We start from the raw sequence: 12,434 nt of genomic DNA on the forward strand, positions 1-12,434 counted from the left end.
GCGGACAACGCTCCGCTCAGTGCGGTGCGCTGACCCAGCGGTACTGCAACTCCGGCCGTCCGATCTGGCCGTACTGCGGGCTGCGGTCGGCCCAGCCGTGCGTCACCAGATGTTCCAGATAGCGGCGCGCCGTGATCCGCGAGATCCCGACCCGCACGCCTGTCTCCGCCGCCGTGAGGCCGGTGGCGGCGTCCCGCAGCGCACGGGTCACCGTCTCCAGCGTCGGAGCACTCAACCCCTTAGGCAGGGAGGCGGGTTGGGGGGTACGGAGCGCCCCGAGCGCGCGGTCGACCTCGTCCTGGCCGCTCGCCTCGCCCGCCGCCGCACGGAACTCCGCGTACCGTACGAGCCGGTCGCGGAGCGTGGCGAAGGTGAAGGGCTTCAGGACGTACTGGACGACGCCGAGGGACACGCCTTCCCGCACCAGCGCGAGATCGCGCGCCGAGGTGACCGCGATGACGTCCGCCTGGTGCCCGGCGGCGCGCAGGCCGCGCAGGAGCTGGAGTCCGTGCCCGTCGGGGAGGTAGAGGTCGAGCAGGATGAGGTCTATGGCGGTGCGTTCGAGCAGCCGGCCCGCCTCGGCGCGGGAGTGGGCGACGCCCGCGACGGTGAAGCCGGGTACCCGGCCCACGTACAGCTGGTGCGCGTCGGCCGCGACCGGATCGTCCTCCACGACGAGGACACGGATGGCCCGGCCTCTCGGGGTGTCCCCGCCGTCGGCGCCGGTCCGGAAGTCCCCGCCGTTCGCTCCGCTCATGAGGACGCCCCCGTACGTGAAGTCGCCTTCGTACGCGGCTCCGTGCCCGGCGTCGCGACGGCCACCTCGCGCGCTCCGAGCGGCAGCCGTACGGTGAACTCCGCACCTCCCTCGGGGCCTTGGCTGAGGTCCACGGTCCCGCGCGCCCGGTGCACGGCCTGCTGTACGAGCGCGAGGCCGAGCCCGCGTCCCGGCCCCCGCGTCGACCAGCCGCGCCGGAACACCGAGTCCATGTCCCCGGGGTCCACCCCGTCGCCGGTATCCCTGACGCCCAGCAGCAGTTGACCGCCCTCCACCAGCGCGGTCACGGTCACGCGCGGGCTGTCGCACATCTCGCCCCGAGCGTCGTCACCGCTCTGCGCCGCGTCCATGGCGTTGTCGATCAGGTTGCCCAGGATGGTCACCAGATCGCGCGACGGAAGGGTCGCCGGAAGGACGCCGTCGTCGATCCGGCTGTCCTCGGCGAGCACCAACTCCACACCCCGCTCATTGGCCTGGGCCGCCTTGCCCAGCAGCAGCGCGGCGAGCACGGGCTCTCCGACGGCGCCGACCACCTGGTCCGTGAGCGCCTGGGACAGCTCCAGTTCGGCCGTCGCGAAATCCACGGCCTGCTCCACCCGGCCCAGTTCGATCAGCGAGACCACCGTGTGCAGCCGGTTGGCCGCCTCGTGCGCCTGGGAGCGCAGCGCCTGCGTGAAGCCGCGCTCGGAATCCAACTCGCCCGACAGCGCCTGAAGTTCGGTGTGATCGCGCAGGGTGATGACCGTGCCGCGCTGTTCGCCGCCCACCACGGGCCGGGTGTTGACGACCACGATCCGGTCGGCCGTCATATGGACCTCGTCCACCCGTGGCTCCGAGGCGAGCAGTGTGCCCGTGAGCGGCGCCGGCAGGCCGAGGCCGGCGACGGACCGGCCCACCGCGGTGTCGTCGAGCCCCAGCAACTCCCGCCCGCCGTCGTTGATCAGCGCGATCCTGCGGGCGCCGTCGAGCATCAGCAGCCCTTCGCTCACGGCATGCAGCGCGGCCTGGTGATAGTCGTGCATCCGGCTCAGCTCGTCGGCGTTCATCCCGTGCGTGTGCCGGCGCAGCCGCGCGTTGATCACGTACGTACCGAGCCCGCCGAGCAACAGCGCGGCTCCTGCCGCGAGGAGCAACAGCTTCACCTGGTGGCTCAGTTGGGTGGAGACCCGGTCCACGGTGATGCCGACGCTCACCAGACCGGTGATGCGCTCGCCGTCCCTGACCGGGGTGACCACCCGGATGGACGGGCCGAGCGTGCCGGTGTACGTCTCGGTGAACGTCCGCCCGCGCAGCGCGGGCGCCGTACGGCCGAGGAACGGCATCCCGATCTGCCGGGGGTCCGGATGAGTCCAGCGGATCGCGCCCGTGCTCATGATCGTGACGAAGTCGACGCCGGTGTCCGCGCGTACACGCTCCGCGTACGGCTGGAGTAGCGCGCTCGGATCAGGGGTACGGATCGCCTCCCGCACCGAAGGCGCGTCGGCCACGGCGCGGCCCGCGGCCTGAACCTGCCTGGCCGCGGTCTCGTCCGCCTGACCGCGGTCACTGAGATAGGCGAAGACCGCGCACCCCGCCACCACGACCGCGACCAGCACGGCCTGCATCGCGAAGAGCTGGCCGGCGAGGCTGCGGGGGCGGCGGGGCAGGTACATGGGCCCAGTCTGCCTGGCCGGATTCGTATGAACGAAATGCACGTAAGGGTGACCGGCGTCACACGGTGGTGGATAGTCGCCGGGACCCCCCGGGACAGGGACGGGGGCACATGCAGTGACGAGTCAAGGAGGACCCGTGGCCGCAGCAAGGCGGGACCGTACCCACTTTCTGTACATAGCGGTGGTCATAGCCGTCGCGCTCGGCATCCTGGTGGGCTTCGCCGCCCCGGGTGTGGCCGTCGAGCTGAAGCCGATCGGGACCGGCTTCGTCAGTCTGATCACGATGATGATCTCCCCGATCATCTTCTGCACGATCGTGCTGGGCGTGGGCTCTGTCCGAAAAGCGGCGAAGGTCGGCGCGGTCGGCGGGCTCGCCCTCGGCTACTTCCTCGTGATGTCGACGGTGGCGCTCGCGATCGGTCTGGTCGTCGGCAACATCCTGCACCCCGGCGACGGGCTTCACCTGACCGAGTCCACGAAGGGCGTGGGAGCGGCCCAGGCGGAGGGCGCCTCCTCCTCCACGACGGACTTCCTGCTCGGCATCATCCCGAAGACGATGGTCTCCGCCTTCACCGAGGGCTCGGTGCTCCAGACCCTGCTGATCGCGCTCCTCGCGGGCTTCGCGCTCCAGGCGATGGGCAAAGCGGGTGAGCCGGTGCTGCGGGGCATCGGACACATCCAGCGGCTGGTCTTCCGTATTCTCGCCATGATCATGTGGGCCGCGCCGATCGGCGCGTTCGGCGCGATGGCGGCGGTCGTCGGCGAGACGGGCCTCGACGCCCTGAAGTCGCTCGCGGTCATCATGATCGGCTTCTATGTCACGTGTGCGCTCTTCGTCTTCATCGTCCTCGGCACGCTGCTGCGGCTGTTCACCGGTGTGAATCTCTTCCTGCTGCTGAAGTACCTGGCGCGGGAGTTCCTGCTGATCCTCTCGACATCGTCGTCGGAGTCGGCGCTGCCGCGCCTGATCGCGAAGATGGAACACCTCGGCGTGAGCAGGCCGGTTGTCGGCATCGTCGTACCGACCGGCTACTCCTTCAACCTCGACGGCACCGCCATCTACCTGACAATGGCGTCGCTGTTCATCGCCGACGGCATGGACCAGCCGCTCGCGCTGGGCGAGCAGATCTCCCTGCTCGTCTTCATGATCATCGCCTCGAAGGGCGCGGCGGGCGTCACCGGAGCGGGACTCGCGACCCTGGCCGGCGGCCTCCAGTCGCACCGCCCCGAACTGGTCGACGGCGTGGGCCTCATCGTCGGCATCGACCGCTTCATGAGCGAGGCGCGCGCCCTGACGAACTTCGCGGGCAACGCGGTGGCGACGATGCTGGTCGGCACCTGGACGAAGGAGATCGACAAAGAGCGCGTGAACCAAGTGCTCGCCGGTCAACTCCCCTTCGACGAGAAGACCTTGCTGGACGACGGCCACGGCGGCTCCCCGGAGGACGCCGAAGCCGACGCGGACCGGTCGCGGGAGCAGGACGCCCCGGGCGCGCAAGCAGGCGAAAAGACCCAGGCCGGGGTCTGACCTCCCTCCCCGAACCCCGGCCTTGAGGAAGACCGGCCCGTACGGTGACCACACCCGTACGGGCCGGTCTTTGTTGCCGCGGCGGGGCTGTGCGGTGGCTGTGCGACGACGCGCGTCCACTGCGCGGCGGCCACGCGGTAGCTGCGTGACGCTTGCGTGGCCCGGGAGTTCGTTCCCGCGGTTATGTGGCCGGGAGTACGTTCTCCTTGAACGCCCCCGTCATGTTTCCCGGTGGGCTGAAGTTCACGACGATGTAGCTCTCGTGCATCTCGTCATCGCCTTTGCCGTCAGCACGAGCGGCGCCGATTCTCTTCGTGCCCTTCCATACGAGCTGCGTGAAGTGGCCTGTTTCCTCGCTGAATTGACCTGAGTCGAAGTCGTACTTCGAAGATTCCTCGTACCACGCCCTGACGGCAGCGGACGCGGCGACCTTGTTCGGTTCGGTCGAACCGTGCCAGAACAGATTCTCGCCGTATTTATGATCCAGCCCCCTGTGCGCCTCCCGCAGCTGCTCCCGCGAGGAGACCGTTGCCGCCCGGGACTTGGCATACCGGGTGACCTTCGTGTCCAGCTTCACGGGCGGCACACCATGTCTGGCCCGGTAGCTGTTGACCGACCGCAGAATCTCCCGCAGGAACGCCCGGTCGGTCGAATCCCGTAAGGGCTCACGGGCCTGCGCGGGAACACCCGTCACCCCGACCAACGTTGCCACAGCCAGCAGGACACCGATCTTCTTCAGCTTCAACACCATCGCACCTTCGGCTCGGTTACGCATGGCGAGCTACCCGGGTTGCCCCGGAAATACCCCAGCTTCATTCAATGTCCCATAATCCACTGACCAATTGTGCGAACCTCGAATACCACGACCGTTTCCAACGGCACTGCTCAGCCGGCCGCAGCGAGTCGTTGTTCGATGAGACGGCGTGTCGAGGCCGCCCGGGGATCGTCGAAGTGGGCGATGAGGTCCCGGGCTTCGGTCCAGTGGCGTGTGGCTGTTTCCGGGGCGTCGGTGGCCAGCGCGGCGGCCAGTGCGCTGAGGGACAGGGCTTCGTTCCAGGCATCGCCGAGCTCGTGGTGTGTCGCGGCGGCTCGCCAGTGGAAATGAGCCGCTTCCACGTGGCGGTCGAGGCGGCGGTAGGCCTTACCTGTGCCGTTCCAGGCCAGCGCTTCGCGGCTGCGGTTACGGAGGCGCCGGTGGAGAGTGGCGGAGCGGTGGTAGGAGGCCAGCGCCTCGTCCAGTTCGCCGTTCGCCTGTTGGGCGTCTCCCAGAGCGAGGAGCCAGTAGCCCTCCAGTGCGTGGTTGCGCAGTGTGAGGGCGATGTCCACGGCGTGGCGGGCCGATCGCAGCGCCCTCCTGGGCTCTCCGCGCTCCCGTTCGATGCCGCTGAGCACTCGCAGCAGGTTTCCCTCTCCCCGCTGGTTGTCGAGGGCTCGGTGGGCTGCCAGCGCCTCATGTGCGACGGCTGACGCCTCAGCCAAACGCCCGGCGTTGTAGTGAGTGGTCGCAAGGTTGGACAGTGCGGTCGCCGCCCAGTGGGCGGAGCCCAGCTCTTGGAAGCCGGCGATGGCTTGTTCGAAGTGGTCTGCGGCTGGCCCAAGTTGCCTTCGGCTGAGGTGGGCGAGTCCGATCAGATTGAGCGAGTCAGCCTCACCGAATCGGTCACCCGCGTCCCGCCGGATCGTCAGCGCGCGCTGGTGATAATCCAGGCTGTCGGCGTGCTGGTTGATCCGGGAGTGATCCATGCCGAGTTCCGTGAGCAACAGCCCCTGCGCCACGAGATCGCCCTGTCGCCGGGCTGCCGCGAGAGCGACCTCACCCGCCGTCAGGCAGTCCGTGACGGGGACTGAGGAGGAGCGCGCACCGAAGAAAATGGCGGCCAGCTGCCAGGCAGCTTGATCCTGTTCCGCGGTCGCGGCGACGCGAATCGACTGGAGGAGGTTGGTGTGTTCGCGCTCCGACCAGTCCAGGGCGGCGTCGTAGTCGGGCAGAACAAGCGGTCGCACGCCCTCGTACGGCCGAGGGAGGGCTATGCGGGGGAGGGCGGGGCTGAGCCGGGTCCGGGCCTCGTCCGCGGTGTGCAGGTACCAGTCGAGGACGCGGCGCAGCGCGGCGGCACGCTGATCGGGCGGTTCCTCCTGCCGTGCTTGAGAGGTGGCGTAGGCGCGCAGGAGATCATGGAACTGGTAGCGGTCGGGGGCGGTCTGTTCCAACAGGTGGGCGCCGACGAGGCTGTCCAGGAGCTGCCGGGTTCTGTTGGAAGGGAGCCCGGCCAGGGCCTCGGCGGCGTGGAGACTGAACTCCGGGCCCGGATGCAGACCGAGGAGACGGAAGAGCCGGGCGGCATCCTCAGGCAGAGCACGGTAGGACCAGGCGAACACAGTGCGGACGGCTTCGGCCTCGTCGTCGTCTCCCGTACTCAAGGCGTCCCAGAGCGCTGATTCGTCGCGGAGATCGGCGATGAGGTCGGCCAACCGCATATAGGGGTGGCTGGCGGCGCGTTCAGCGGCGATGCGCAGGGCCAGCGGGAGCCGGGCGCACAACTCGGCGAGTTCGGTGAGCTTGTCCAGGTCGTCCTCCGGACGGTACCCGGCGGTGACTGCGCGCAGCAGGGCCACGGCCTCGGGCCGGGGCAGAGTGCCCAGGGTCAGCCGTCGCGCTCCGTCGCGCACAGCGAGGCCGGACAGCCGGCTGCGGCTGGTGACGATGGCCAGGCAGTCCGAACTGCCGGGCAGGAGCGGCCGGACCTGACTCACTGCGGCCGCGTTGTCCAACACGATCAGGACGCGACGGTCCGCCAACAGCGAGCGGTACAGCGCGGCAGCCGAGTCGAGGTCCTGGGGTACGGAATCGGTCCGTACACCGAGAGCGAGAAGGAAACGGCGCAGGGCCTCCTGTGCGCTGACCGGTTCTCCTGGGTCGTAGCCCCGCAGATTCACGTACAACTGCCCGCCGGGGAACAGGTCGCGGACCTGATGCGCCCACCGCAGGGCCAGCGACGTCTTGCCCGCGCCGGCAGTGCCCGCGATGACACACACGGATATGACGAGAGGAGCGCCGTCCTCACCGGCCACGACCGCGTTCAGCTGGTCGAGTTCGTGGCTGCGATTGACGAATCCGTGTACGTCCGAAGGTAACTGCCTCGGGGTCGGCCCTGGAAGCTCGCCCGGGTCCTTCACGGGCTGCTCGTGGAAGTGGATTCCGCCATGGACCTGGCCGGCTTGCACGATGTCCCGTGACGAGGCCGTCCCCGACAGCTCGTTGTGTGTCGTACCGCCATCGTTTTCGCTGGTTTCCCGCATGTGCCTACTCTCGCGGTGTTTTGGGCGCGGGCAGGTGCGATACCTCGCGGTCGAAATAGGTGTGCATTTCTTCACCGGCCCGGTAGAGCGCTTTGATGTAGCGTTCCCAGCGCCCGACGAGGTCGGGATCGGTGTAGCGAATCGCCCCTTCAGAAGCTCCTGCTTCGGTATAGAGGACGTGATAAAGAGTCTGTCCGCCGACTACCACCAACTCCGGCAGCAGGCCGGCTCTCTCCGTCCTCGCCAATGTGTTCGCGCTGACGACGCGGATGCGCTGCCCGTACTGCGCCTGCTGACGCAGTGAGTGCAGCTCCCATTGCAGATACGGCGTCAGCGGTTGCTCGACCACCCGCACACGATGAAAGACATGGCCGTGACGCCGATCTTCCTCAGCCTCCGCGAGCAGGGCGCCGTGCCTCTCTTCCATCAGACGCAGTGCTTCCTCCCATTCGCCTCGGCGGAGCGCGTCCCGGCTGGCGCTCCCGTGCTCCTCGAAGTGCTGCAGCCGCTCCAGCTTCCAGGAGTCGCCATTACGCACCGCCGCTTCGCGCCGGCGGAAATCGCGCTTGTAGTCCGCCCGGACAAGTCGCTCGCCCTGTTCGGGTACGAGGGCCGGGGGGCAGTGGTCAGGCATCCGCGATGTCCGCTTTGGCGGCGCTGAGCATGTTCCCCGGGATGACGACGAGCCGTTCGTCCGGCGCGAGCGATACTCCCTCGGGCAGGTGGGCTTCGTATGCGGCCGTAAGGTCCTGGCCGATGACCGCGATGTCGCCGTTGTCGAGTTGCCATATGTCCGGGCAGTCGTCGCGACCGTCGGAATTGCCCAGTTGTTCCGCCGGCTTTCCGAGCCGTCGCTCGAATAACGCGGACGGATCTGCTTCCCAGGCGCGCGCCATGGCTGTCTCCACTCGACGTGGTTGAAGTGCGCAACTGGCACGGATTGTAGGCGCGTTGGTTACTCTGCGCAACGCGCTGTGGATGGCCGGTACGGCTTCGAGATGGCATTCATGGTTGAGGGAAGGGTTGGTACCTCAATGTGGTGAATGTGCGGATGATTCCGGTTGGAGAGTGAGCCGGTGGCGCAGGTTCTCTGCGACCGGGCGGGTGTCGCGCCCTGACGGAAGGACCCATCGCCATGCGGCTGCCGCGTAACGTCGTCGACGCGCTCCCCACCGGCCGGGCTCGTCGCTGTGTCGGCGCCGGCCTCGCCGTCGCTGTTGTCGCGGCTCCCGTGCCGTGGCGGGACCGACGTGTGGCGGGGACGGTACGCGGTGTGTCGCCGGTTTGCGGTTCGGTGGTGGCAACTGGAAAGCGGGGCGCGACGATTTACCACCCGGAGGCGAGGGCGACGAGCCGGATCGTGTCGGGCGTGAGCCGGTGGCGGGGCCCGTACCGGTCAACAGCCTTGCGAGCGAAGGGAACACCGACAGGCGCTCCGTCGATCTGCGGTTCGATGACGGCAGGTGGAAGGTGGCGTGGAACGTGACGAGCGCCCCATTAGTAAGTGGCAGGTGCAAAGTGCCCGGGACGGGGCATCCGAATCCCTGACCGGTCTGAAGGCCGCTCCACTCGAACAACGGGAGAACCCCATGCTGTTCCATGGCGCATCCACTCTGGACTATCTGGATCTTGAGGACGAACCGCAGACCGCGGTCGCGTCCACATCTCAGGAGAGCCAGTCGACGGGCCGCGTTCCGGCGCCGGCTTCCGCACCCGAGCCCGCGGACGGCACGCGGCGCGCGTAGTGCGTGGCGGGGTCTTGGTCCGGGGCGTGGCCCGGGCTTGGCGCGGTCGAACAAAGCGGGCGAGTGAGTGAGGGAGCGGCCGTATCATCGGCCGAATGAGGGTGAACTCGCTGGGATTTCGCACCGATTTGATGTTACGGAAGATGGCCGGGGCCGTCCTTGACGACCGTGCCTCACATCTGGTGGTCCGGACTCCGGCCAATCCCGGTTATCACTGGGGTAATTTCGCGCTGTTCGGCGCACCACCCGCACCCGGTGACGCGGAGCGTTGGGCTGCCGTATTCGCCCGGGAGTTTCCCGGTGCGGAGTATCTGGCGCTGGGTGTGGACGGCACCGACGGTGCCCCGGGCGACAGTTCCGCCCGCGCGCGGCTCGGCGTTGCGGCGGAGGTGTACGCGGTCCTCACGGCGACGCGGCTGAATCCCCCCGCCAGGCCGAATCCCGCCGCCGACATCCGCCCGCTGGCCACGGACAACGACTGGGCGCAGGCCCTCGCGCTGCGTATCGCCTGCGAGGACTCCGCGCCCTCGGACGGGTACATGGCGTTCATGGAGAAGAAGACCGCCGAGTACCGCATGCTCACGGAAGCGGGCCACGGCGCGTGGTTCGGGGCGTTCCTCGGGGGCCGGATGCGCGCGGGAGCGGGACTGTTCGGCCACGCCGGGGGACCGGTGCGTTTCCAGAACGTCGAGACCCATCCCGGCTTCCGCAGGCGTGGCCTCGCCGCGTCGGTCGTGCACCGCGCCGGCCAGTGGGGGCTGCGCGAACGCCGCGCCCGGCCGCTCGTCATCGTCGCCGACCCCGAATACCACGCGATCCGCGTCTATCGCGGCCTCGGATTCACCGAAATCGAGCGGCAGGTCATGCTCTACCGTGCCGACGGAGCCGGCCCCGGCGATTAGCGATCAAGAGCGCGCACAAAAATACCCCGAACCGAATTGACGGTCGGGGTGTTTCTCTGCGTATATTGGTTGTTTCCGCGCCTTGATGAAAATCAAGATTCAGGGTGCGCCACTCCAAACAGCGTATCGGACAGGGGTAGAATTGTCAAGCGAGGAATTGCAGAACGAACAGCAATTCATCTCCCACCTCTATGAGCGTCTGGATACCCTCAGGGAGCAGGCCGAGGCTGCCATGACGCAGTCGATCGGCCAGGTCAACACCGGTCGCCAGGCCCGGGTTGAGCGGGACATCAGCGTCGCGGAGCAGTCCGGGCGCATGTCCGCGCTGAATGCCGTGGAGTCCGGGCTGTGTTTCGGGCGAATCGACCTTTCCGATGGTGCGACGCATCACATCGGCCGTATTGGAATGCGGCGTGACGATCAAGAACGCACCCCGCTGTTGATCGACTGGCGGGCGCCCGTAGCCCGTCCCTTTTATCTCGCCACGGGCTTTTCGACCATGGGACTGCGCCGGCGCCGGCACATCACCACGCAGCAGCGCCACGTCACCGCGCTGCACGACGAGATCATGGACATCAGCGACACCACCCGCACCGGGTACGAGGACCCGGACGGCGACGCCGTGCTGCTCTCCGCGCTGAATTCCGTCCGTACCGGGCGCATGAGCGACATCGTGCAGACCATCCAGGCCGAGCAGGACCGCATCATCCGCGCCCCGCACCGCGGTGTGCTCGTCGTGGAGGGCGGTCCCGGCACCGGGAAGACCGCTGTCGCGCTGCACCGGGCCGCGTACCTGCTCTACGCCTACCGCGAGCAGCTGGCCCGCCGTGCCGTGCTGATCGTCGGTCCCAACCCCGCCTTCCTCGGCTACATCGGCGAGGTGCTGCCCTCGCTCGGCGAGACCGGCGTGCTGCTCGCGACCACGGGGGAGCTGTTCCCCGGTGTGGTGGCCACGGGTACGGACACCCCGGAGGCGGCCGCGGTCAAGGGCCGGCTCGACATGGCGCGGGTGCTCGCGGACGAGCTGCGCGACCGGCAGGTCGTGCCCGAGACCGCCGTCGAGATCCCGACCGAGGACCATGGCACGCTGCTGCTGGAACCGGCCGCGGTCCGCGAGGCCAGGCAGCGCGCCCGCGACACCGGGCTGCCGCACAACCTCGCCCGTCCCGATTTCGCCTTCCGCGTCATCGATGTCCTGACCGGGCAGCTCACCGAGCGCCTGGGCGCCGACCCGCTCGGCGGTCCGAACCTCCTCGACCCGGCCGACATCGCCCAGCTCGGCAAGGAGATCGCCACCAGCCCCGAGGTGCAGACGGCGATCGACGCGCTGTGGCCGACGCTCACCCCGCAGCAGTTCGTGGCCGACTTCCTGGAGGATCCCCGGCGGCTCGACGCGCGCGACGCGGTGGCCGTACGCCGTCCCGGCGCGCGGACCGGAGCGGACGCGCCGGTCGAGTGGACCCCGGCCGACGTGCCGCTGCTCGACGAGGCCGCCGAACTGCTCGGCGAGGACGACAGCGCGGCCCGCGTCGCGGCCGCCCGCGAGAAGCAGGAACGGATCGCCTACGCGCAGGGCGTGCTGGAGCTGTCGTACGGATCCCGTACCCAGGAGTTCGAGGACAAGGACGAGGAGGACTCCGAGGTGCTCGCCGCGCACGACATCATCGATGCCGAGCGGTTCGCGGAACGCCACGAGGAGACCGACAGCCGGAGCGCGGCCGAGCGTGCCGCGGCCGACCGTACCTGGGCGTTCGGGCACATCGTCGTCGACGAGGCGCAGGAGCTGTCCGCCATGGCCTGGCGGCTGCTGATGCGCCGCTGCCCGAGCCGTTCCATGACACTGGTCGGCGACCCGGCCCAGACCGGGGACGCGGCCGGCTGCGACTCCTGGCAGCAGATCCTCGACCCGTACGTGGGCAAGCGCTGGGAGCTGGCGAGACTCGGCGTCAACTACCGCACGCCCGCCGAGATCATGGAGGTCGCGGCCGACGTGCGCCGGATGGCGGACCCCCTCTTCGAGCCGCCGCGTTCCGTACGCTCGACCGGTGTGGGGCCCGAGGTGCGGACTGTGAAGGCCGGCGAACTCGCCCTCACGGCAGCCGAGTTGGCCGGGAAGTACGCAGGCGACGGTCGGCTCGCGGTCATCGCGCCGCCTGCGCTGTTGCCGGGCCTCGCGGCCGAACTGCCCGACGCCTCCTGGGCCGTGACGCCCGACCTGACCCGCTCGGTGGTCCTGATCACGGCCCGGCAGGCGAAGGGGCTGGAGTTCGACACCGTGATCGTGGTGGACCCGGAGGCCATCATGGACGGCTCGCCCCGCGGCGCCAACGATCTGTATGTGGCGCTGACCCGCTCCACCCAGCGGCTCGGGATCGTCCGCGACGCCGGGGTTCCGTCGCGGATCGCGTCGGCGGCGCTGTAGGGCGCCCAGGTCCGGGCCCGGTCCCGGGGCTCCGGACGGGGCTGCCCGGCCCGCGCCGGACCGGGTGGCAGGAGAAGCCGGAGTGGCGCCCGCGGAGTACGTACGTA

Annotated in this window: 11 protein-coding genes; 4 read left to right on the forward strand and 7 right to left on the reverse strand. The window is 69.0% G+C overall.

Going from position 1 to position 12,434, the window contains the following annotated elements:
* Positions 1-16: 16 nt before the first annotated feature.
* Both ACIP6N_RS27170 and ACIP6N_RS27175 read right to left on the reverse strand, forming a co-directional pair.
* On the reverse strand, positions 17-757 hold the full coding sequence (locus ACIP6N_RS27170) for a response regulator (protein ID WP_401819811.1): 741 nt from the start codon (positions 755-757) through the stop codon (positions 17-19).
* Positions 754-2,430 carry an ATP-binding protein gene (locus tag ACIP6N_RS27175; protein ID WP_401819813.1) on the reverse strand — a complete coding sequence of 559 codons (1,677 nt, stop codon included), beginning with the start codon at positions 2,428-2,430 and terminating at the stop codon, positions 754-756. The genes ACIP6N_RS27170 and ACIP6N_RS27175 overlap by 4 nt, the downstream gene beginning before the upstream one ends.
* 136 nt (positions 2,431-2,566) lie before the next feature.
* On the opposite strand from ACIP6N_RS27175, the gene ACIP6N_RS27180 reads away from it, so the two are divergent.
* Complete coding sequence (locus ACIP6N_RS27180) at positions 2,567-3,958, forward strand: cation:dicarboxylate symporter family transporter (RefSeq protein ID WP_401819814.1); 1,392 nt, start codon at positions 2,567-2,569, stop codon at positions 3,956-3,958.
* Between the two features lie 181 nt (positions 3,959-4,139).
* Here ACIP6N_RS27180 and ACIP6N_RS27185 read toward each other — a convergent pair whose 3' ends face one another.
* The 4 genes from ACIP6N_RS27185 to ACIP6N_RS27200 all read right to left on the reverse strand — a co-directional run bounded on the left by ACIP6N_RS27185 (position 4,140) and on the right by ACIP6N_RS27200 (position 8,154).
* Positions 4,140-4,703, reverse strand: coding sequence for a CAP family protein (locus ACIP6N_RS27185; protein WP_401819816.1), 564 nt, complete (start codon positions 4,701-4,703; stop codon positions 4,140-4,142).
* A 140-nt stretch (positions 4,704-4,843) separates the two neighbouring features.
* The gene (locus tag ACIP6N_RS27190) at positions 4,844-7,258 is read right to left on the reverse strand and encodes an ATP-binding protein (protein ID WP_401819817.1); all 2,415 of its coding nucleotides are present in this window, start codon (positions 7,256-7,258) and stop codon (positions 4,844-4,846) included.
* Positions 7,259-7,262: 4 nt separating this feature from the next.
* Positions 7,263-7,892: a DUF6879 family protein gene (locus ACIP6N_RS27195; RefSeq protein WP_401819818.1), complete on the reverse strand. Its 630-nt coding sequence runs from the start codon at positions 7,890-7,892 to the stop codon at positions 7,263-7,265.
* Complete coding sequence (locus ACIP6N_RS27200) at positions 7,885-8,154, reverse strand: hypothetical protein (RefSeq protein ID WP_401819821.1); 270 nt, start codon at positions 8,152-8,154, stop codon at positions 7,885-7,887. Before ACIP6N_RS27200 ends, ACIP6N_RS27195 begins: the two co-directional genes overlap by 8 nt.
* A 579-nt stretch (positions 8,155-8,733) precedes the next feature.
* Here ACIP6N_RS27200 and ACIP6N_RS27205 point away from each other — a divergent pair.
* Positions 8,734-9,003: a hypothetical protein gene (locus ACIP6N_RS27205; protein WP_401819823.1), complete on the forward strand. Its 270-nt coding sequence runs from the start codon at positions 8,734-8,736 to the stop codon at positions 9,001-9,003.
* A gap of 143 nt (positions 9,004-9,146) precedes the next feature.
* Positions 9,147-9,905 (forward strand): GNAT family N-acetyltransferase, encoded by a 759-nt coding sequence (locus ACIP6N_RS27210; protein ID WP_401819824.1) that lies wholly within the window; start codon positions 9,147-9,149, stop codon positions 9,903-9,905.
* A 145-nt stretch (positions 9,906-10,050) separates the two neighbouring features.
* On the opposite strand, the gene ACIP6N_RS27215 is transcribed toward ACIP6N_RS27210, so the two are convergent.
* Positions 10,051-10,329, reverse strand: coding sequence for a hypothetical protein (locus ACIP6N_RS27215; protein WP_401819826.1), 279 nt, complete (start codon positions 10,327-10,329; stop codon positions 10,051-10,053).
* On the opposite strand from ACIP6N_RS27215, the gene ACIP6N_RS27220 reads away from it, so the two are divergent.
* Positions 10,312-12,327 carry a HelD family protein gene (locus ACIP6N_RS27220; protein ID WP_401819828.1) on the forward strand — a complete coding sequence of 672 codons (2,016 nt, stop codon included), beginning with the start codon at positions 10,312-10,314 and terminating at the stop codon, positions 12,325-12,327. The genes ACIP6N_RS27215 and ACIP6N_RS27220 overlap by 18 nt on opposite strands.
* Positions 12,328-12,434: the final 107 nt, after the last annotated feature.

This window comes from Streptomyces sp. NPDC088725 (genome assembly GCF_044751305.1).
GTDB lineage: Bacteria > Actinomycetota > Actinomycetes > Streptomycetales > Streptomycetaceae > Streptomyces.